Source organism: Dulcicalothrix desertica PCC 7102 (assembly GCF_003991905.1).
Taxonomy (GTDB): Bacteria; Cyanobacteriota; Cyanobacteriia; order Cyanobacteriales; family Nostocaceae; genus Dulcicalothrix; species Dulcicalothrix desertica.
On the sequence record NZ_RSCL01000065.1, the window covers coordinates 1 to 19,903 of the forward strand.

General features: G+C 38.4%; 23 protein-coding genes and 1 pseudogene. 15 read left to right on the plus strand and 9 right to left on the minus strand.

Translation table 11 applies throughout. From position 1 onward, the window contains the following. The first annotated feature begins 114 nt into the window (after window positions 1-114). The gene (locus DSM106972_RS49775) at window positions 115-330 is read left to right on the plus strand and encodes a hypothetical protein (RefSeq protein ID WP_127087652.1); all 216 of its coding nucleotides are present in this window, start codon (window positions 115-117) and stop codon (window positions 328-330) included. Next, complete coding sequence (locus DSM106972_RS49780; RefSeq protein WP_127087653.1) at window positions 323-562, plus strand: hypothetical protein; 240 nt, start codon at window positions 323-325, stop codon at window positions 560-562. The genes DSM106972_RS49775 and DSM106972_RS49780 overlap by 8 nt, the downstream gene beginning before the upstream one ends. A gap of 167 nt (window positions 563-729) precedes the next feature. Here DSM106972_RS49780 and DSM106972_RS49785 read toward each other — a convergent pair whose 3' ends face one another. After that, the gene (locus DSM106972_RS49785; RefSeq protein ID WP_127087654.1) at window positions 730-1,110 is read right to left on the minus strand and encodes a hypothetical protein; all 381 of its coding nucleotides are present in this window, start codon (window positions 1,108-1,110) and stop codon (window positions 730-732) included. Between the two features lie 190 nt (window positions 1,111-1,300). On the opposite strand from DSM106972_RS49785, the gene DSM106972_RS49790 reads away from it, so the two are divergent. The 7 genes and pseudogenes from DSM106972_RS49790 to DSM106972_RS49820 all read left to right on the plus strand — a co-directional run. Then, window positions 1,301-1,813 (plus strand): helix-turn-helix domain-containing protein, encoded by a 513-nt coding sequence (locus DSM106972_RS49790; RefSeq protein WP_127087655.1) that lies wholly within the window; start codon window positions 1,301-1,303, stop codon window positions 1,811-1,813. 45 nt (window positions 1,814-1,858) lie between these two features. Beyond that, window positions 1,859-2,485: a type II toxin-antitoxin system toxin DNA ADP-ribosyl transferase DarT gene (gene darT, locus DSM106972_RS49795; protein WP_127087656.1), complete on the plus strand. Its 627-nt coding sequence runs from the start codon at window positions 1,859-1,861 to the stop codon at window positions 2,483-2,485. A 46-nt stretch (window positions 2,486-2,531) separates the two neighbouring features. After that, a complete protein-coding gene (gene darG / locus DSM106972_RS49800) occupies window positions 2,532-3,593 on the plus strand; it encodes a type II toxin-antitoxin system antitoxin DNA ADP-ribosyl glycohydrolase DarG (RefSeq protein WP_127087657.1) in 1,062 nt (353 codons plus the stop codon). Window positions 3,594-3,667: 74 nt separating this feature from the next. Beyond that, window positions 3,668-4,093 carry a YkgJ family cysteine cluster protein gene (locus tag DSM106972_RS49805; protein ID WP_127087658.1) on the plus strand — a complete coding sequence of 142 codons (426 nt, stop codon included), beginning with the start codon at window positions 3,668-3,670 and terminating at the stop codon, window positions 4,091-4,093. A 373-nt stretch (window positions 4,094-4,466) separates the two neighbouring features. After that, the gene (locus DSM106972_RS49810; RefSeq protein ID WP_127087659.1) at window positions 4,467-4,781 is read left to right on the plus strand and encodes a hypothetical protein; all 315 of its coding nucleotides are present in this window, start codon (window positions 4,467-4,469) and stop codon (window positions 4,779-4,781) included. Then, window positions 4,778-5,173 (plus strand): aspartyl protease, encoded by a 396-nt coding sequence (locus DSM106972_RS49815; protein ID WP_127087660.1) that lies wholly within the window; start codon window positions 4,778-4,780, stop codon window positions 5,171-5,173. The genes DSM106972_RS49810 and DSM106972_RS49815 overlap by 4 nt, the downstream gene beginning before the upstream one ends. 11 nt (window positions 5,174-5,184) lie before the next feature. Continuing rightward, window positions 5,185-5,385 (plus strand): annotated as a pseudogene (locus tag DSM106972_RS49820) (Hsp20/alpha crystallin family protein); the annotation flags it as partial. 140 nt (window positions 5,386-5,525) lie between these two features. Here DSM106972_RS49820 and DSM106972_RS49825 read toward each other — a convergent pair. The 4 genes from DSM106972_RS49825 to DSM106972_RS49840 form a co-directional block, all read right to left on the minus strand. Next, window positions 5,526-6,038: a peptidoglycan-binding domain-containing protein gene (locus DSM106972_RS49825; RefSeq protein ID WP_127087661.1), complete on the minus strand. Its 513-nt coding sequence runs from the start codon at window positions 6,036-6,038 to the stop codon at window positions 5,526-5,528. 129 nt (window positions 6,039-6,167) lie between these two features. Then, the gene (locus DSM106972_RS49830) at window positions 6,168-7,040 is read right to left on the minus strand and encodes a DNA adenine methylase (RefSeq protein ID WP_127087671.1); all 873 of its coding nucleotides are present in this window, start codon (window positions 7,038-7,040) and stop codon (window positions 6,168-6,170) included. 89 nt (window positions 7,041-7,129) lie between these two features. After that, window positions 7,130-8,266 (minus strand): hypothetical protein, encoded by a 1,137-nt coding sequence (locus tag DSM106972_RS49835; RefSeq protein WP_127087662.1) that lies wholly within the window; start codon window positions 8,264-8,266, stop codon window positions 7,130-7,132. A gap of 219 nt (window positions 8,267-8,485) precedes the next feature. Then, window positions 8,486-8,737 carry a TRADD-N-associated membrane domain-containing protein gene (locus DSM106972_RS49840; protein ID WP_127087663.1) on the minus strand — a complete coding sequence of 84 codons (252 nt, stop codon included), beginning with the start codon at window positions 8,735-8,737 and terminating at the stop codon, window positions 8,486-8,488. Window positions 8,738-9,018: 281 nt separating this feature from the next. On the opposite strand from DSM106972_RS49840, the gene DSM106972_RS49845 reads away from it, so the two are divergent. Beyond that, a complete protein-coding gene (locus DSM106972_RS49845) occupies window positions 9,019-9,768 on the plus strand; it encodes a bilin-binding protein (protein WP_127087664.1) in 750 nt (249 codons plus the stop codon). Window positions 9,769-10,110: 342 nt separating this feature from the next. Here DSM106972_RS49845 and DSM106972_RS52030 read toward each other — a convergent pair whose 3' ends face one another. Further along, window positions 10,111-10,269, minus strand: coding sequence for a hypothetical protein (locus tag DSM106972_RS52030; protein WP_158633038.1), 159 nt, complete (start codon window positions 10,267-10,269; stop codon window positions 10,111-10,113). Window positions 10,270-11,017: 748 nt separating this feature from the next. On the opposite strand from DSM106972_RS52030, the gene DSM106972_RS56125 reads away from it, so the two are divergent. Then, window positions 11,018-11,188 (plus strand): zinc-ribbon domain-containing protein, encoded by a 171-nt coding sequence (locus tag DSM106972_RS56125; protein WP_127087665.1) that lies wholly within the window; start codon window positions 11,018-11,020, stop codon window positions 11,186-11,188. Window positions 11,189-11,323: 135 nt separating this feature from the next. Then, complete coding sequence (locus DSM106972_RS49855) at window positions 11,324-15,778, plus strand: NACHT and WD40 repeat domain-containing protein (RefSeq protein ID WP_127087666.1); 4,455 nt, start codon at window positions 11,324-11,326, stop codon at window positions 15,776-15,778. 31 nt (window positions 15,779-15,809) lie between these two features. Here the strand turns inward: DSM106972_RS49855 and DSM106972_RS54645 are convergent, their stop codons facing one another. Genes DSM106972_RS54645 through DSM106972_RS49865 form a run of 3 tightly spaced genes read right to left on the minus strand, consistent with a single transcriptional unit; the run spans window position 15,810 to window position 17,777 of the window. Then, window positions 15,810-15,962 (minus strand): hypothetical protein, encoded by a 153-nt coding sequence (locus DSM106972_RS54645; protein ID WP_233786993.1) that lies wholly within the window; start codon window positions 15,960-15,962, stop codon window positions 15,810-15,812. A gap of 31 nt (window positions 15,963-15,993) precedes the next feature. Continuing rightward, window positions 15,994-16,713, minus strand: coding sequence for a hypothetical protein (locus DSM106972_RS49860; protein ID WP_233786994.1), 720 nt, complete (start codon window positions 16,711-16,713; stop codon window positions 15,994-15,996). Window positions 16,714-16,715: 2 nt separating this feature from the next. After that, window positions 16,716-17,777 (minus strand): AAA family ATPase, encoded by a 1,062-nt coding sequence (locus DSM106972_RS49865; RefSeq protein ID WP_127087667.1) that lies wholly within the window; start codon window positions 17,775-17,777, stop codon window positions 16,716-16,718. Between the two features lie 174 nt (window positions 17,778-17,951). Here DSM106972_RS49865 and DSM106972_RS49870 point away from each other — a divergent pair, with 174 nt between their 5' ends. The 3 genes from DSM106972_RS49870 (at window position 17,952) to mcdA (ending at window position 19,828) form a co-directional block, all read left to right on the plus strand. Next, window positions 17,952-18,167, plus strand: a complete 216-nt coding sequence (locus tag DSM106972_RS49870) for a hypothetical protein (protein WP_127087668.1) — start codon at window positions 17,952-17,954, stop codon at window positions 18,165-18,167. Next, window positions 18,160-18,588 (plus strand): pepsin/retropepsin-like aspartic protease family protein, encoded by a 429-nt coding sequence (locus tag DSM106972_RS49875; RefSeq protein WP_127087669.1) that lies wholly within the window; start codon window positions 18,160-18,162, stop codon window positions 18,586-18,588. Before DSM106972_RS49870 ends, DSM106972_RS49875 begins: the two co-directional genes overlap by 8 nt. A 526-nt stretch (window positions 18,589-19,114) precedes the next feature. Further along, complete coding sequence (gene mcdA / locus DSM106972_RS49880) at window positions 19,115-19,828, plus strand: carboxysome distribution maintenance ATPase McdA (RefSeq protein WP_127087670.1); 714 nt, start codon at window positions 19,115-19,117, stop codon at window positions 19,826-19,828. Window positions 19,829-19,903: the final 75 nt, after the last annotated feature.

Here is a 19,903-nt window from a genome sequence, read left to right on the forward strand (position 1 = left end):
AACGACTGGTTCAGATGAATTAGACATTGCGTTATTTTACCGCATTATTTAACCCAGCTCCCCTGAAATTTTTCGCTCTCGTATTCTAAAACCTGTAATTTATTGGGGGAGTGCATGACTGAAAACAACGAGCGTTCGGACGGAATAAAGCGTTCCAAAGGTAAATTTGACCCAGTAACGGAAAAAAGAGATTGGTCGATAGCTGCATCCGAGGAGTATTGCAAGCGAATCGCGAGGAACACGGGTAAGCGATTAGTAGAGATAATAGATACAGAAGAAGATAGCCTTTTACCAATAGTCTGTATTTTTGAGGGTTATTTAGATGACTGAAACAGCCGCTGTTATACCGCTAAGTACGGTAATTCCCATGTTTAACGCAATTAGTGACCGCGACTGGTCACGATTTAAAGAACTTGAGTATGAGTTTGCTAACAACTTTGGTGTAGAAACTTGGGCAGATGTTTTTAACTTCCGTATTATGCCTGCTCTAGAACCAGAAGCCAAAACATGGATATTAGTACAAAAATGTAGCAAAGGCTACACAGTAAAAGTTGTTGAATGATTGTAAGCCCCTGCATGGGGCGCCTTTTCTAGAATTGCATTTAAATACTTTACTTCCGGTCGCATTGCTCTGACTTTTAGAAGTAAACCACACTTATAAAAAAGCGGTTGCGCTCAAATATGCTCCTCAAGCAACCGCTAACTGCTTAATCTGATTGGTTATAAACCTTATAGATTCTTGAGAGAATTCGGCCTCCACTGACCTTGAATTGCATGATGTATAAACCCAGTTGGGTTATCTACTCTACCTTGCATCAAAGCTTCTTTTAGAGCATCAATTGCGTGACGTACCACTGTTGGCTCGTTACCACGTATCTTAGCCCTCAACTTTCCGTCTACTGGAACTCCCAAATCCTCTAGTTCGCTACAAAACTCCGAAACTACATCTGGGAAGAACAATACCTGGAAAACATCAACCAGTGTGTCCTTGCCAATTATCTTGACAAGTTCTTGAGCTTGCGCTTGTCTCAAACGCTCTGCAACTTGTTGACTTAGAGCATCTGGACTTCCCAAATCGGGGTTGTTTTTGGTAAAATTAGAGCTGAACAATTTTGCCCTCCTTTAAAGGGTAAGTATTTATTAGGAGTCGAATTGAAAGTCCCCGCCAAGGTATTCGTTCGGCTCCTACATTTTTAATCTTAGAGGTACGCACCAGAACGTGTCAATATTACGCATACTGTGCGTATAAAATCTGTTACTATGCAAAAGCCTGGGAATAGATTTTATACGCATACTGTGCATGATAGACTCAGATACAAAACCAAAGAAACCAATCAGAGTTGATATGGAACTAGATTTATACGGTTTAGACCCCTATGAATTTAGGATTTACGGACATATAGCCCGTAGAGGCGATTGTTACGCTAACTTAAAGACAATTGCAGCAATCTGCAAGATGAGCGTCCGACAAGCTCAATACGCTTTAAAAGACCTTACGGATAAAAAACTAATAACGAAAATAGTACGCAAAGGTACTACTGACGTTTATCGAATTGCGGATAGAAGTGAATGGAAAGAGCTTAACTACACGGTTGAACTAAAAAGCGCTTTAGAATACTTTAACCGTGCTATTATCCGCCGTGAAAAGAAAGATATGGCTGGAGCGGTTGAAGATTTTAAACAAAGTATAAAACTTTATGAGGAAGAATTAAAGCAAAAAGAAGGAGGCAGTACGAGAAAAGAAAAAGACATTCAAGATGCACGTAAAGAATTAGAAAAAACCCAACAGAGGTTAGCTATCTCAGAACCATAATTTTGTATATTTTTCGCAGCATTTGATTACCAATAAAATAACCCAATGCCTACGTTTGTTTATCATATTACCCATATTAGGAACTTACAATCTATCCTACAATTAGGCGGATTGATAGCAAACAATAGGCTCAAGCAGCAACAAATAAGCTATCAGGATATTGCTCACGGAAGTGTCCAAGATAGACGCGCATTAATCCGTGTACCTTGTGCAGCAGGTGGATGTTTACATGATTATATTCCTTTTTATTTTGCTCCACGTTCACCTATGCTGTATACAATTAACAAAGGTAATGTTGAAGGATATACAGAAGGGCAAACTCCAGTAATTTACATAATAACAGAAGCAGAAATAATAGCAGCTAACAATCTAGTTTTTGCTTTTACAGATGGACATGCAGTAATGGATTATAGTGAATTTTATGACGACCTTCAATTCTTAAATATGATTGATTGGGATATTATGCGGGAAAGATATTGGAATAATACACCTTCGGATGGAGATAGAAGGCGCCGACGACAAGCTGAGTTTTTGGTGCATCAATTCTGTCCTTGGTCACTAATTGCACAAATTGGAGTTATAAATAATACAGTCAAGTCACAAGTTGAGCAAATATTACAAAACTTTAACTGTTCGACACCTGTAAAGGTTTACCCCAGTTGGTACTATTAAAATAATCAAAATAGTAATATTGTATTGAATAACTAGTGAGTGGAAAATGATTGAGTTTAAGCAAGGCAACTTATTGGTAGAGAATGCTGAAGCCCTAGTAAACACCGTTAATTGCGTTGGTGTCATGGGTAAAGGTATCGCCTTGCAATTTAAACTCCGCTACCCTGAAAACTTCCGCTCATATGAAAAAGCTTGTAGAACTGGTGGGGTACAACCAGGACGGATGTTTATATTCCCAACAGGTAATTTATTTAATCCTAAATACATTATTAACTTTCCCACCAAACGCCACTGGAAAGGTAAGTCTAAAATAGAAGATATACAAAGCGGGTTGGTAGCTTTAGTTCAACAAGTACAGCAACTGGGTATCACATCAATTGCTATTCCACCCCTTGGATGCGGAAATGGTGGTTTAGATTGGGCTGTTATTAAACCACTTATTGAATCAGCTTTTTCTCAACTTCCAGATGTTTCGGTAATAATTTTCGAGCCATCAGGCGCCTCAGTAGCATCTAATATGATTGTTGCGACCAAAAAGCCCAAGATGACACGCGCGCGTGCATTATTTATTCGGTTGCTCGAACTTTACGGTATTCCAGGTTACGAGTTGACGAAGCTAGAAATTCAAAAACTTGCTTACTTTTTACAAGAAGCTGGGGAACCATTGAAACTGCCTTATGTAAAACACATATATGGTCCCTATGCTCATAACCTTAACCATGTTTTGAAAGATGTGGAAGGACATTATATTTGTGGTTACGGAGATGGAACTGGCAAAGCCGAAAATGCAGAAATTTATGTATTGCCAGAAGGTAGAGATGCAGCACAAGCTTTTTTGGATAACGAACCCGACGAAGCGCAACAACGGTTAGAGCGAGTAGGTAATTTAATATTTGGCTATGAAACACCTTATGGGATGGAATTACTTGCAACAGTTCATTGGGTGGCAACCAAGGAAATTAACCCTGCTGTTGATAGTACACAGGCTATTTCTTTGGTGCATGAATGGAGTGAAAGAAAACGTAAATTACTGGCGCCTCAACATATCCATAAGGCTTGGCAGCGTTTACATGAGCAGAATTGGTTAAATCCTGCGTGTATAAAGTAAGTGTTATTTTTTACACTAAAATAATCACAGGTAGGAGAATATTAAAGCTTATAGTAAAAATTGAGTAGGAATTTATGTCTGAGGATAGTTATCAACAATTGCTGGTTCTCGATGAGCGTATCGAATTACGAGTCAAGGCGATTCGTAATGAAAATGATTGGTGGTTGTGCAAGCGGGGTTGTGACCATTGTTGTCGCCACCTAGCAAGTCCCCCTGAACTAAGTCGTCTTGAATGGATGCGTATTGATGAAGCTGTTGCCGCACTTAATATATCGGCACGCTCGGAGATAAAGAAAAAAATTAATTTACTTTTGATGCAGATAGCGTCAAATAATATGCCCAAATATATTGTTTGCCCGTATCTTGACGAGGACTCCGGTTCTTGTCTTATCTACGATGCACGACCAATTATTTGCCGCATATACGGTTATTTTGTTGCTCGCGATGGTGATTTTTACTGCAAGTTTATTGAAACTGAAGTATTATCGCGCTTCGGATAGTAATGTTGTTTGGGGCAATGCAGAGGCAATATACAATACACTCAATCAAATAAGTGGAGAACCAATTCATGAAGAGGTACATTATTCTCAAAAAAGTTCCTTCTCTTGTATTAAAGAGGATTAAGGAGTTAAGTCATAAATTTTATACAAAGCAGTAATAACTCTTATTTACTAAGTGGCGCCGCAGTTATTATCTCAGTAATCACACTGTTTAAATATAAATGTAGGTAATCAAATTAACTAAATATTAATGAGGCGCCTGGAGTTATGAGCAACTCAGTCACGAGAAGAGGAAGGCGCCCTGATTTTCATGAATTGCGCGCCACATTGAGCGGCGCCATAATAAAATCATATAAAGGAGCGTTTTATTACCATGACACAGTTATCTCAACCACGGCGTACTAACCTACCCCGTAAACCCATACCACCCGAAGAACTTTTAAGGCGCCGACAATTGCGTGACGACCTTGCAGCAAGGTGTCGTGTCATTTTTGAGCGTGTGCGTCCCAGCTTGATTGATGCTCACTACAACTGGTATATTGCCATTGACCCTGACACGGAAGAATATATTGTTGACCCAACATTTGATGGAATCACAAAAAAAGTTGTTTCTTCATACGGTTACAGTAATGAGCCAAAGCTAACGATGTTTCGGCTTAATGATACGGGTTCTTGTGGAAAAATATGATAAATGGACGGTTTGGCGACAATAAGGAATTATTTTTTGGAATTGAACTTGTTGGCGCCAATAATGAAAAATTTTTTGTTGAAGCTTTACTTGATACTGGCTTTACGGATGGATGGTTAGCCATCGAAGCTCAAGATTTGGAAGCTTTGGGGTGGTCTATTATAACTTTACAAGTTGAAATGACGACGGCGAGGGGTTCGGCAAGGTTTGATATCTACGAAGGTAAAATTATTATTGATGATATAGAAGTTACAATCCCTGTCCATGTTGGTGAGTATCTTCCTGAAACTATTATTGGTTCAAATTGGCTGGATATAATGCGGTTAGTTGTTGATAAACCAAATGAGATGTTGACGCTTGAAATGGTATTACCTGAAGGTGACGCAACGTAATATTTACTCTAACAAAAACTGAAGATAACGGTAAAACCAGAAGCGAATTTTATTACGGCAAGTTCCAACGTGTAATTCCGTTACGCGCGCGCATCCAAAACACAGCCGTAACCGCAGAATATAAAGACGGTATTTTAAATTTGACACTACCTAAGAGTGAAACCGAAAAAAATAAGGTAGTCAAAGTTAACCTTGGCGAAATCTCCGCGTAATTATTAATTGCAATTGGTTAAAAAGGTAATATAAATATGGCGCCTCCAATATATTAGGAGGCGCTTTTATTACAAATTCTATGCTTGTTAAATTGATATTAACCGTTGGCGCCAAAATCTATATATATAAAGTGAAAATTTTAGCAGAAAACTGTACTAATTTTGCTTAACTCGAACCATGTGCGCTCGCCAACTACACCATCAACAGGTAAGCCAGTGTTTTTTTGTAACTGTTTTACAGCTTTTTCTAGACGGTTGCCAAAGTCACCATCAACGGCGCCAACTTCATAGCCACCAATTGATAGTCTTTGTTGAACCTGTTTAACTAAGTCTCCTTTGCTGCCCTTTTTTAGAACAGGCATATCAACAGGGGCGCCTTTGAACAAGGAACGCCATGTTTTATCGCCAACGATACCGTCTTGTACTAAAAACATCCGTGCTTGGAATAGTTTAACTGCGGCTGTGGTTTTGGGACCAAAGTTACCATCAATTACTTCTTCTCCTGGGAATACGCAGGCGCCGGAACTGCCAATTGTTACGTATGCACCATATTTTAATAGTAGTTTTTGTAACTCTTTAACTGCATCACCCTTAGAACCTTCTTTGAGTACAGGCTTTTGAAGTTGAGCGGTGGTGTTAAATGTGTCGGTCATAATCGTTTTTCCTGTGTGTGAATTGTTTGTATACTTAATTCATCACGGCGCCGAATAGGAATTACGAACTTTGCTTGGTACACACTCATGGTACTATTTTTTGGGTTATAGGCGCCTTTATAAGGATGGTTAAAAAAGAGCTTCTAAACTTAACTGTTTTGGTGCTTGTTGGTCATGACTATTGGGACACTCTTTAATTGCGTAGTTAGTGATGAATAACTCTTTACCTTTGGCGGCGCCGTTTTGTTTATAATTATTCATTCCATACTGCAATTCCCATTCGCTCAGGTAAGATGATTTAAAGTTTTCTCTAATAAAAGGTGAGTCATCGTAAGTTATTAGCCAGCGTTGGGGACAGTTTTGTACTCTGGTTGCGAACCTTTGATGCTCGAAGGAGATGTGCAAATCTCCAGATTTCCCATAAAGTTTTGATTTAGTAGCTGTAAAATAAGGCGGGTCTAAAAATATAAATATGTCTTGACCCTCTGCTTGTAATAGCTCGCTGTAATCTAAGTTGGTAATTTTTACATCTGCTGTTAAAATATTTTCTAACTTTCCTAAGCGGTCTATAGACGAGTGAGTAAACCGTTTGTGGAAAGCTTGCTCGGAGAACCCTCCAGATTCTACAGTGCCAGAGAAGGTAATTCTGTTAAGGACGAAAAAGCGTACTGCTCTCTCAAAATCAGATAATTTATTAATGTCTACTTTCGTTAATTCTTCAAATAGTTGCTTACCGTTTGTATATTTATCTTTGATGCGACGTATTTCTTCTATAAGTTGTGGTAGGTGAGATTGAGAGAACTTCCAAAACAGGAAGAGTTCACGATTTAAATCATTAATCCAAATTTGAAGGTGAGGTAACTTTTGTTTTAAGTATATAAAGACAGAACCACCTCCTACAAAGGGTTCTCTGTACTCGGAGAAACTATCTGGTATATATTCGGCTATCTGGTCAATGGCTTTTGATTTACCTCCTGGGTAACGTAGTGGACTTTTTATCATGGTTTTTGACATAATCTATACTGCTGACTAACGTTTAAATATAAATTTGATAGTACAATAATAATACGATATTCCAGTAATTATATATTTTAAGTAATATTACTGGTTATTTCAATTTTAAGTTTTTGATTGTGTTCTGCTTCTATAGCCAATTCCCTAATTATTTCTTTTTGGCTTTTCTTGAATGTTTTTGAATTAGCAGCTAGAAATGATTCTAATTCTGCTGAGGCATCTGGGAATGTAATGGCGCCAATAACGTTTTTACCAGTTAATTTTAGCTTGGTTATAAATGATACTGCTTGCCCATCAAGGTTTAAAGAATCGAGATTAGAGAATAATATTAACTTAAATAATCCATCTTGGATATCTGAAAGTTTGGGTAGTGAATCTGTGGAAGTATTTTTAGATTCTTGTATTATATATATATCTCCGTTATGAAATATTTCATCAGGGGTTAAGTAATAAACTCCTCCTAAGTAATTTTCAATGCTGAAGGTAGCCTTTAAACTATCGACTAAATATTCTAGCTCGTGGGATGTGAGAGCTTCCCTTTTACTCGCACTTTGGGAACCTTTAAGAGAAATATTTTTAAATTCCTCGAATTCTTCTATAATTGCTTTTAAATAGCTATTCATTCCCTGCCGAGAATGGATTTCCACTCCAGTTTTTTGAGAAATAGAATCATAAGAGTCAAGAGCTTTTTCAAAAATTTCTACAAACCTTTCTTCAAATAAGCTTTTGTTCCAATGAAGCGCGCTTTGATGGTACGCTAATATTTCATCGATTTGAGATTTGACAAATTCGTTATTAAATTTTTGATTTGTTAACTTCTGCTTATCAGCTTGCCCCTTTTTTGTGCTTTTATCAGCCGTTTCGTAATACGCAAGTACGATATAAATATTAAGTAAATTCATCCACGAGATGGTTGAATACTGAATTCTATCTCTATCACCATCTTTACCTTCGTCTTTGATAACTGGGATGATTGTTATGACTTTCGAGGCGCCGTATGTATTGTAAATTCTTGTAAAAGGGTAACTTCTAGTTCTTTTTGGCGATACCCACTGTGAATAGGCTATTTCCGTGACAGAAGACTTAATTATCCCAAATTTGGGAGACTTATTGACATCAAATTCTTCAATATTTATCTTTTTTAACTTTTCAGCTAAGTAAGTCCGGTAAATTACTCCTTTGATAAACCCTGTAAAGTGTAAAACTTCTGCCATGTGCTTTGCTGTGATGTTCGTGGGTGGTCGAGGCGATGTTCCCGTTTTATTATACGGTTAAGAATAGGAAGTGAAAAGAGAAACGCGAGAAATATAGCTATATAGTAATAAAATCCCGCGCATCCAAGTGGAAGAAAATGCGCTTTGGCGGTAAAACAATCTCGGAAACGCAACCGCACAAAGTGCAAGTAAGACGGAAAATTACTTTTTAAATTTCAACTACTCGTCATCTAGAAGCTCTCTAGCGGCAGCATCTAATCTTTTGTTAGCATCGTCGGAGAGCTTGAAACAATAGGCACTAACAGCCCCCGATGTCAGCCCCAATCCCGCTGCACCTGTGGCTTCTGAAATCCTACCCGTGCATACTGATATCGCTGTTGCGATGCTCAAAACGGTAGTAGCTGCCGCTAAACCAACAGCAATATTAAAGCTGAGTTTAGCTTGTCGGGAACGCTCTTTAAACCAATACATAGCTATGCTGTGGTGGTTATGGTGGCTGGTAAATTTTGTTAACGTGATAGTAGATGTCGCTGATGTGTTTTGCATTTGCGTTTACCTGTGAAACGTATAGTGCAACACTAACCCGATGCATAAAAACAAGACCAGACCTGAATCGGACAATAACTAAATTTCCTTTTTTAACCACTTATACGATAATGAGATAAATAAGTTACCGATTCTGTCCTTGACTTAAGGGTAGCGGATGACTAATTTCCAAATTAATCGCACTTAGCTACACTGATTAACCAGCCATGAGCAACTCACGAAAATTGCGGGGCGTATGTGCTAGTCCTAAAGGAAAGGGGCTTCTTGACCAAGCCAGAAGGGAAGGTAAGGATAGTGAAGGTAATCGCTTAACTTACGAGCGCATTGCAGAAATGGCGTTAGTAGGTGAGAGGACAGTTAGACGCTTCTTTAACGGCGAAAATGTAGATAAGAGCTATGCAACTTCTATTATCGACGCTTTAAGTTTAGATTATAATTCGGTAATCTCACTAGAAGACGAAAAAGTAGAAGAAGCTAAAAGCAAAATCGCAGAGCGTGGAAGCGACTCTTCGATAGCAAGTGAATTAATAAGAGATTTGGAAACAATTCTCCAAGAACATCGAAAGAATACAGAAATCGATAATCAAGCAATGGATTGGTTAAAGGGAAATCGCCTAGATTTAGCAGAGGAAGCAGCCTCTGCTGCCTTAAAAGAATGTAGCAATCAAAATCTCTTTGATGGAGATAGAGAATACGCTAAAATCATTTCCGAATTATCTAAAGATATCATTGAATATCTGCGAATATGCCATATTTGTCTACAAGAGGGAACTATAAGAGTATTAGAAGAAGCTCGGCAACAATCTTTAATTCCCTTAAATTTCGACTCTGAACTGTATCAAAAAGCATTAATCTTTATCAAAGAACAAAAAGTTATTCAAAAATTTACTCAGGAAGCAGGTAAAACTCTAGTAGCTTGCTTAGACTACTTGATAGCAGTTGTTCCGCTGCTCTAGTAATTAATATAAAACTACTTACGGTATTATCCAAGTAGCTTGAAAAAATGTTCTATATATAGTTGTAATATATTTCAGTAAATACAAAATTTTAAAAATTCGGTTGAAAAATAGCTATTCTCAGTTGAGTACTGTATACAGGCACAGTCCATCCCTTACTGACCCACAAAACCAAAGTGGGAGAGCTTTCTGACTTACCTGTATACTGCTTTAACCGCTTGCTTACAGATATATTTTTACCCAAATTCCTATCTGTTAAGCTTAACAATGCGATTTAATTTAAAGACTTCAATCAACTGAGAATTACCATTAAACTATCAATTTTGGTTTTGTGGCTACAACTTACCAATAATTATTCTGTTGTAGTAATTGTCTAATTTTTTCAATCTTTCCTCGTTCAATTTCTACTACTAGTTGTCTTAAAATATCACCATATTCTGGATACGATGATGCAAGCCTTTCTAGTTCGTTGATAAAATTGTCGTGACGAAATCTTGCCATTTTAACTTTACTCCTTATAAATCACAAATTCTGTTCTAAAGTTTTTCCCAGTTACAAAGCATTTGTCTGGGAAGTTAGACATTATTGCGCTTAGGTTATCAACTAACTTCAATCGCTTTCTTTGTCTGTACTATCACATTAAATAAATCATCAAATGTTTAACAGGCCAGTTGTGGACAATAATTAAGTGACCAATTCTGACCGATTTTTTATTCTCCGGTTAGATAAATAACGTTACTTATTTGTCCTTCATAAATAATCTAAAATGATTAGTTTGAAATTTTTTAAGAATGTAGTTAATTTCATTGGGCGCTAATAATATATCTGAAATGAGAGTAATCTATGCAAACAAAACTTCGATAGCGCACCATGATATAACTGACTTGTGACTAAAGCGCAGCCAGTTAGTATTTGTGTATGATCTTAGCGACAAGGAGACGACATGCTACCGATGTAGCAAGTTTACACGACCCTGATAAACAAAAAATACAACCTGATAAGCTACAGACTTCAACGCTTCTAATAAATTAAACTTCTTTATATAGTAAATTATACGTTTTTTCAAGTATAAATATGAACAATTAATATCTGTTGTTCAAAGAAAATATATTTATAACTCAAGTACGATGTTAGCTTATCTAAATGTAATTTAAAATACAATAAGCTGATTGTTGTAGCGGGTGTTGATTAATATCGATTTGGTTAAGTGCCCAATCAAAGAAAGCATTGAGAGATATATATAGAGGAAATGCATGAGATAGCAGCAAACAGAAATGGAAAGTGTTTGTCTTCCTTTTATCAAGGAACTAAGCATAAGCTATTGTGGGAGTGCCAAAAAGGTCATACATGGGAAGCTACACCTGAGAGTATTTTTCGTGCTGGTACTTGGTGTCTAACATGTATAGGGCGTAAAAGCTAGAATCGTAGAGTGTATTTGTATACTATAAAATAATTCGGAACATAGCGGTTTATTTTATCTCTCTACTTTTTTATAACTACACGCTACGATAAGTGTAATTAACAGGCCGTATACGCCCTTTTATACATAAAACCTGTGCTACCACCACTTCTTGACCAGATTATTCAAGCTCTAGCTGGCTTTGCAACTCCTATTCTCAAGGACAAAATCCAGCGCAATGAAACTGTAATCAAGCTACTACAGCAGTTTAAGCTTGACCCAGAGCATCCACCCAACGATTTTAGTGGGGTCTACGCTTATGCTTTGGTGGAATATGGCGTTGGTAGGCGTAGACAGTTGCTGGAAATTTTCCGTCATGAAGAAGTAAAACAGGCGTTCCGCAAAGCGTTTGACCATAATAACCCTTCGATTCTCCTTTCTGAAGTTGATACCTTTCTCGATAGTTACGCGATAGGGGATGAAGTTCGCAGTTTAGGACTTGATGTTCGCCGAGAGGTGGCTGAATTCGCCACAGTATTTATAGAGGTTGCTAAACGCAGTCGCACTCCTGGTGATGTTTTAATGAGTCATCAGGTTGGTTCGCTACACAAACGTATTGCCAGTATTCAAGAACAACTTAGCCGACTGCCTTCTTTAGAGGGAATTCGCACAGAAATCGCGCGGTTGGCAGCAGAAAATTACCCAGCATTACCAGGCGCCTCTTTAATTGATGAAAATAATTGTAAAGCTATATCCCTTGCACAAATTGCACGCGGTTGGTTTGAGACACTGGGCTATAGGTTTGAAAAGAATTATGAAATATGGAGCGATACTTACTTCGAGTGGATTATAAATATCCCGGTACGGCGTAACCGATATGACCGCATCCTTATACGCGGTATTGCTGGGGAAGCTGGACTGGCTGATGTAATGGCTTTACGTCAATCAGTGGAAACACAACGCACCGATGAAGGGTGGTTAATAACTGCCCGTCGGATTTCGCAAGCAGCACGCTTGGAGATAGAGAAAGAGGAAAATCGCCACTTGGGGTGCTATACCTTTGATGAGCTTTTAGCACAGGATGCCGATTTCAGTGGATATCTTTCCTTTTTAGAAGCTGAGGTTAAACGTCGCAAAATTGATACTAAGTATGTGCCTCTCGGTTGCAACAAAGAAGAAATCGACCCCATTACCAAGCGTCAAATAGCGGTCAGTCATTACTCAGAGCAAGATGGTTGGATTGATGGATACATCGACCGTTGGCTTGACGACCCCACTAAAGAGCATATTTCTATACTTGGTGAGTTCGGTACAGGTAAGACTTGGTTTGCATTGCATTATGCTTGGGTGACATTACAACGTTATCGCGATGCCCAAAAACGCGGTACTGAACTGCCCCGCTTGCCTTTAGTGATTCCACTGCGAGATTATGCAAAAGCAGTAAGTGTTGAATCATTATTCTCAGAGTTTTTCTTTCGCCAATATAAAATTCCATTACCACATTACGATGCTTTTGTCCAACTCAATCGCATGGGTAAACTCCTGCTAATTTTCGATGGTTTTGATGAAATGGCAGCAAGGGTTGATAGACAAGAAATGATTAACAACTTTTGGGAATTAGCTAAAGTTGTAGTTCCTGGCGCCAAAGTAATTCTCACTTGCCGTACCGAGCATTTTCCTGAAGCGAAAGAAGGACGCGCGCTGTTAAATGCAGAATTACAAGCTTCAACAGCAAAATTAACGGGAGAAACACCCCAGTTTGAAGTATTGGAACTGGAGAAATTTAACGACGAGCAAATTCAACAAGTGTTATCACATCAAGCAGCGTCTACAACTGTGGAAATTGTGATGGGCAACCCGCAACTGTTAGACTTGGCACGGCGCCCGGTAATGACCGAGTTAATTTTGGAAGCATTGCCAGATATTGAAGCGGGTAAACCTGTAGATATGTCGCGAGTATATTTGTATGCGGTGCGGCATAAGATGGAACGGGATATCAAAGCCGAACGCACATTTACTTCCTTGGCTGATAAGCTGTACTTCTTGTGCGAACTGTCATGGGAAATGCTGTCTACTGACCAAATGAGTCTAAATTATCGCCTTTTCCCTGACCGCATTCGACAGTTATTTGGTGGAGTGGTGCAGGAGGAAAAAGACCTCGACCATTGGCATTATGACATGATGGCGCAAACGATGTTGATTCGTAATGCTGATGGCGATTATACCCCAGCTCATCGTTCGCTGTTAGAGTTTTTCGTGGCTTACAAATTTGCGGCTGAGTTGGGAGCATTAGCATCAGATTTTACTGATTTAGCACGTGGACAGGTAGATGTAGTTGGAGAGGCGCCACTCTCTTATACTTGGTCTGAGTATTTTCTTTCCAATGTCGGTGTTAAATTGGCATCGTTGAAAGGTTTTGTCGGCGAGTCGTTAGAGAAATTGCGGGAAACTTTTGGAAAGGCGCCTTTGACCAAAGCGGTCATAGATTTGCTTTTACCAATGGTAAATATTGATGCTCAAAACTCAATAGTTAATATTATTGAGACAACGCGCGGAAAAAGCGAGAGTGAAGTAAATTATGTTGGAGGAAATGCAGCAACGTTGCTGTTGAAGTTAGATAAAGGAGCATTAAATCATCTTAACCTCTCTCAAGCCGTAGTTTTACATGCTGATTTTACCGAAGCGACCCTACATAATGTCAATTTTTCCTCTTCTAATCTCAGTGGTTCTATTTTTACTAAAGTCCTAGCTACTGTTTTTTCGATAGCATTTAGCCCAGACGGACAGATTTTTGCTACAGGAGATGCCAACGGGGAAATTCATCTATGGCGAGTAGCAGATTGTAAAAGACTTTCAACATTGCAAGGACATATTGATTGGGTACGAACAATTGCCTTTAGTCCTGATGGGCAAACCTTGGCTAGTGGTGGTCAAGACTCTAAAGTGAAATTATGGGATGTCAGTACGAGTAAATGCATTAAAACTTTACACAGTCATACTGATAGGATTTATTCTGTTGCTTTTAGTCCCAATAGCAATATTTTAGCTAGTGGTAGCCAAGACGAAACGATAAAATTGTGGAATATCAACACAGGAGAATGTCTCCAAACTTTGCGCGGTCAAATTGGTAGAATATGTTCTGTTGCTTTTAGCCCTAATAGCCAAATGCTGGCTAGCGGTGGTAAAGATTCGACTATAAAACTATGGAATATCAACACAGGAGAATACCTCAAAACTTTACATGGTCACGCTGGTGAAATCAGGTCACTTTACTTTAGTCTCGATGGTAAAATTCTCGGTAGTAGCGGTAGTGATTACACAGCAAGAATTTGGGATATTCAGACGAGTGAATGCATACATATATTACGGGGTGATGCTCGTATAGTATGGTCAGTAGCATTTGATAAAAAAAGTGAAATAGCAGCTACTGGCAGTTCTGATGGGGTAGTAAGACTGTGGGATGTACAGACTGGAAAATGCATTCAAATATTAAAGGGACATACTGATTGGGTACGCTCGGTAACTTTTAGCCAACAAGATAATATTTTAGCCAGTGGAGGTGATGACCAAACGGTTAGATTATGGAACATTAATACAGGTGAATGTTTTCAAGTTTTACAAGGATACCATCATTTAGTATTATCCGTTGATTTTAGTCCTGATGGTGAGACTTTAGTTAGTGGTAGCAGTGATGCTTTATTAAGATTATGGAATTGTAATACAGGTGAGTGCTTCCAAATTTTACAAGGTCATAAAGGATGGGTAACATGTACTACTATTAGTCCTTCGGGGCAAATACTAGCTAGTGGAAGCTCAGATGGAACAGTAAAAATTTGGAATCTGCTTAGTGGTAATTGTGTCAAAACTATAGAAGCAGCTAGTAGTTGGGTTTTACCTGTTGGATTTAGTCCTGATGGTCAAGTTCTAGCTTTAGCTGATAAAACGACAGTACAGTTGTGGAATATTTCTACTGGTGAATACATAAAAACCTTACAAGGAGATACAATTAATCGTTGGCTCAAATCGATTGCTTTTAGTCCTGATGGCAAATTATTAGCTATTGGAAGCGAGGACTGCACAGTGAAACTCTGGGATATAAACACTGGTAAGTGCATCCAAACTTTACAAGGACATACTGATTGGGTTTGGTCTATTAGTTTTAATAATGATGGGCAAGTATTAGCAAGTGCTGGTGGTAACTACGATAAAACTGTAAAGCTGTGGGATATAAACACTGGTCAATGTATCAAAAATTTACAAGGACATCGCAGTGACGTAAAATTCGTTAGATTTAGCCCTGACAATCAAATTATAGCTAGTAGCAGTTGCGATAGAACAATAAAGTTATGGGATTTCCATACAGGTGAGTGTTTAAAAACTTTGGAAGGACATACTAACTGGGTAGTATCCATTTCATTTAGTCCCGATGGCAAAATTCTGGCTAGTGGTAGTGAAGATGGAACAATTAAACTGTGGGATATAAAAACAGCTAATTGTATAAAAACCCTAATACCAAAAAGGCCTTATGAGCAGATGAATATTACAGATGTTAAAGGTTTAACTGAGACAGAAATTAGCAGCCTTAAATTTTTAGGTGCCGTAGAAGATTAGGAAATAGTTGGGAGAAATTAGGCGCCTGGAACTACTCAAAGTCGGCGCCTATAACGAAGCAATTCCCTGCATGTAACTCAATCAAATCAGGGTGCTGATTGATATCAATTTGGTTAAGTGCCCAATCAAAGAAAGCATTGAGAGATATATATTGAGATTGCTGTTGCTGCATGGCTTTTTGCATATCTTTACCATGAAACCAGATTAAGTACTGTTTATCTGACCAAAAAGTGGGTTCTTGAAAACTGTTGCTGATAGGCAGCTATACTTGCTAAAAATCTATCTTCTGTAACAGTATTAATAGCTTGTTGAAACTGGTTAACTAACATTAAAGCTTGAGTTTGACAATCAAGTATTGTCAGCGAGGATGGAAGTTTACCGCTACCACCTGTCCATGTGGTTTTTAGCTGCTGTCGTGAACCACTTGATTCTATTAAATCAGCTAGTGCCCATCTTACAACTTGATAATCTTGTAAACTTCTTGCAGCTTGTTCTATCCATGTGGAAATAGCTGTTATTCCCGGTGAGTTTCCATGTCCCCAACGCGAAATAGGATTATTTTGCTTTTCTATATACCTTGTAACCCAATAATTATGGATTAAATCAGAGTTTAGTAAATAGTTTTCAACACAAGCTCGATGCGTGAGCAACATTGAACCAAGTTTAACCAATTGAATATTATCTGTAGGTTTGATATCAAAATCACGGTCACGTTCACGAAGTGTACCGAAGGTAAAAACTATATATTTTTTATTGGTAGTTTCAATTCTCGAAAAATAACCTTCGACAAAGACCGAGAAAGTGAATTTGCTACCAGAGGGAACAATAGTGGGTTTATTGACAGAAATATTTTCAATAACTTTGTTGATTAACCTAAAATCTAAGCTACTCTGCTTACCTTCACAAAAGATAACTTTATCACCAACTACACTCACTGCTACACCTCTAACCGTATAATATATGCTTCTGGCACTAATTGCTCTATATAATCAGAGTGGGTAGTAATTATAAACTGATTATTATTACCTAGTTTCGGTAGCGCGCGTAAAAATGCTTGTTGCATTGGTGGATGTAAATGTAATTCAATCTCATCTATTAAAATTACTGAATTATTAATATTCCAGCTAGCAAAATCCATTAACATTGGAAATATAGCACGCTCACCTCCCGACATCTCAGATATTTCGTACTGGTTTTTACTATCGTATAAATAAAACCAAGGTTCACTCAAAATATCATCTACATTCTCTCGTAAAACAGGACCCATCAAACTACGTTCTGGAAACACTATTTTGTAAGCACGCTCAATTTCTGCGTATAAATCCTTTTGCCCACTACGTAATCGCTGAATTTTACCATTTTCTACATCTTGGTGAAACAGGCGCCATTTTGACAAACGGTCACGTAAAAGGTCTTCGGTAATTTCCAGTTTTAATTGTGGGTCTTCAGTGGTTAAACTTGTAGAAGTTCTTTGTTCTGTGTACCATAAAACTGTACCCACTTGCTCAAAAACTTGAAACCCTTCAGTACGACGCAGTTGTTTTGCATATTCTCGCCCTTTAAATTGAAATAACTCAGCAGCACTGTCTGCTTGTACACGTCCTTGGTTCCATTTAAGAGAGACAATATGCTTTTGAGCAGGACTCACTCTACCACGTCCCATCTCTGATAATTTTTGGTGTAAATTATGTACAGCTTGAAGTTCTGGAGTAGAAAACTGTACTTTTACAGTTACTTCTGGTTCAAACTTTCCCCAGTTATTACTAAGTAGTTCGTAATTAAACCCTGTCCAGTCTAAATCAGAAATTTTCTGTAACCGTCCAGTTGCAGTACCTAACGTTGCAGCGATAGCTTGTAATAAACTAGTTTTTCCGGCGCCGTTCATTCCCACTAAAATAATCATATCCCGTGCCAACCCTGTTTCTGGGTTAGTAAAATCAAATTCGGGTGAGGAGCGAAACTTTTTGAAATATTTTAGCTGCACAGATTGAATTTTCATCCCCTTCTCCTAACTTTTCACACTTTTACACTACTACATGCTCGCGTGCGAGCAACCCTTACTTGGTAGTACAAATGTGAAGTAAAAGCTATAAGATCAAATTCAAGCGAAGAATAATAGCATGTGCCAATATTCTGATTAGAATACTATTGAAGTAGCAGGAGTATTTTAAACATGGTATCAGCAGAACTACTCAACACTCTGCAAGGACTCAACCGTGCCGATAAGCTTTACATAGTACAAGTATTAGTTTCAGAATTAGCCCAACAAGAAGCTGACCTAATTAAACCTGGACAATCGTACCCTGTTTGGTCTCCTTATGATGCCTTTGAAGCAGCAAATACTATGTTAGAAGTTCTGCACGCGACTCAAAATCAAAATAATGACTAATAGCGAACAGTTCCCCTTTATCAGTGCTGATACAACGTTGGGTGAGGCTGGATTTCGCCCTTATATGCCAATCCAGCTTATAAACCAACAATCAACCATCACAAACTCTGCATTATTAGATACTGGCGCCACAGTTAATGTACTACCTTATCCAGTTGGTGTAGAACTTGGATATATTTGGGAACGTCAGACAGCAGCTATAAATTTGACAGGCAACTTAGCTCAGTATGAAGCTCGTGTTTTAGTTCTTCAAGCAGTCATTGGTCAGTTTGAACCTGTACAGCTTGTATTTGCTTGGACAAAAGCTGTCCAAGTTCCTCTAATATTAGGGCAAGTCAACTTTTTTATGGAGTTTGACGTTTGCTTTTATCGCTCGCAGCTATATTTTGCGGTAAGTCCAAAAAACAGAGCTTCCCAATAGCGTTACAAAAGGGTAAAAAATAGTCTCCTTAATTAGTAAACTCCGTACTCATAAATATATGGCGTAAGATTACACTGCGGAGGCGCCCATCAAAACAACTAAAAAAGCTAATTATCCAAAAAGCTAAATTTGCCAAAAGCTAACTTTGACACCTCATTTTAGTCTTGGAAAAGCTAACTGTATAAAAAGCTAATTTTAATAAAAGCTAACTTCAAGCCTCTATCTAGACAGTCAAAAAGCTAATTCTCCAAAAAGCTAAATTTGTTATAACTAATATATAGCAACACTTACAGCATTATCTGAAAAAACGGAAGGCGCCATCAACCCATCCAAAAAGCCAATTGGCAACGGATGATGAACGGATGTAACGGATAAACTTTTATAGAACATAAGACCTAGTTTAAAACCAATAACTCATCCGTTACATCCGCTCTATCCGTTGCCAAAAAGCCAATTAACTAAAATTAGCCATTGACAAAATAACCAAAAGCCTCTAACTTAAAAAGCTACATTGATAAATGTATATATGCTCACAATCACCATCACCAGCTTAAGTGGGGGACAAGGGAAAACCACGAGCGCATTATTTCTTGGTCGGTTACTATCGCGTGCAGGTTTGCCGACTTTAATGCTTGACTCTGACCCCCAACATAACCTGACAACTTATTTAGGATTCGAGTTAGAACCCGACCAACCAACTTTGTTAGAGTTTCTCAAAAAAACAGTTGCTCCAGAAGATAGCATTTACCCTACCCTAGACAACGACAATTTATTTCTCATCCCCGCTGACGACCAACTCGACACGGTACAAGATTATCTATCTAATAGTGGAGTCGGCGCCACTTTACTCAAACGCCGACTAGAAGCAGTTAGTAACATCTTCAAAGTTTGCATTATCGATGCTCCACCACAAAGGTCACAAATCTGTTTAACTGTTATCGGCGCCGCAGATTTTTTGCTTATCCCGGCAGAAGCATCAGTAAAAGGTTATGGTTCCTTGGTGCGTACCCTCGACTTACTCAATGGTTTACGTGATGTGGGGGCAACAGGCGCCGACGTTTTAGGAATTTTACCATTTCGTGACCGTTGGATTGGTAACACCCAAGCACACGAAAGCCGAGCAGCAGTAGAAGGAATGCGTGACGAAGCTGGCGCCGATTTAGTACTACCTTCCATCAGAGAATCCGAAAGGTACAAACAAGCAATCAACAAACGTACAACTCTTAGCGAACTAGGATAAGTAAGTCGGCGCCAATAAACCAAACTATGTAAAGATATATAAATACGGAAATGCATCTACATGAGGTAACACAGC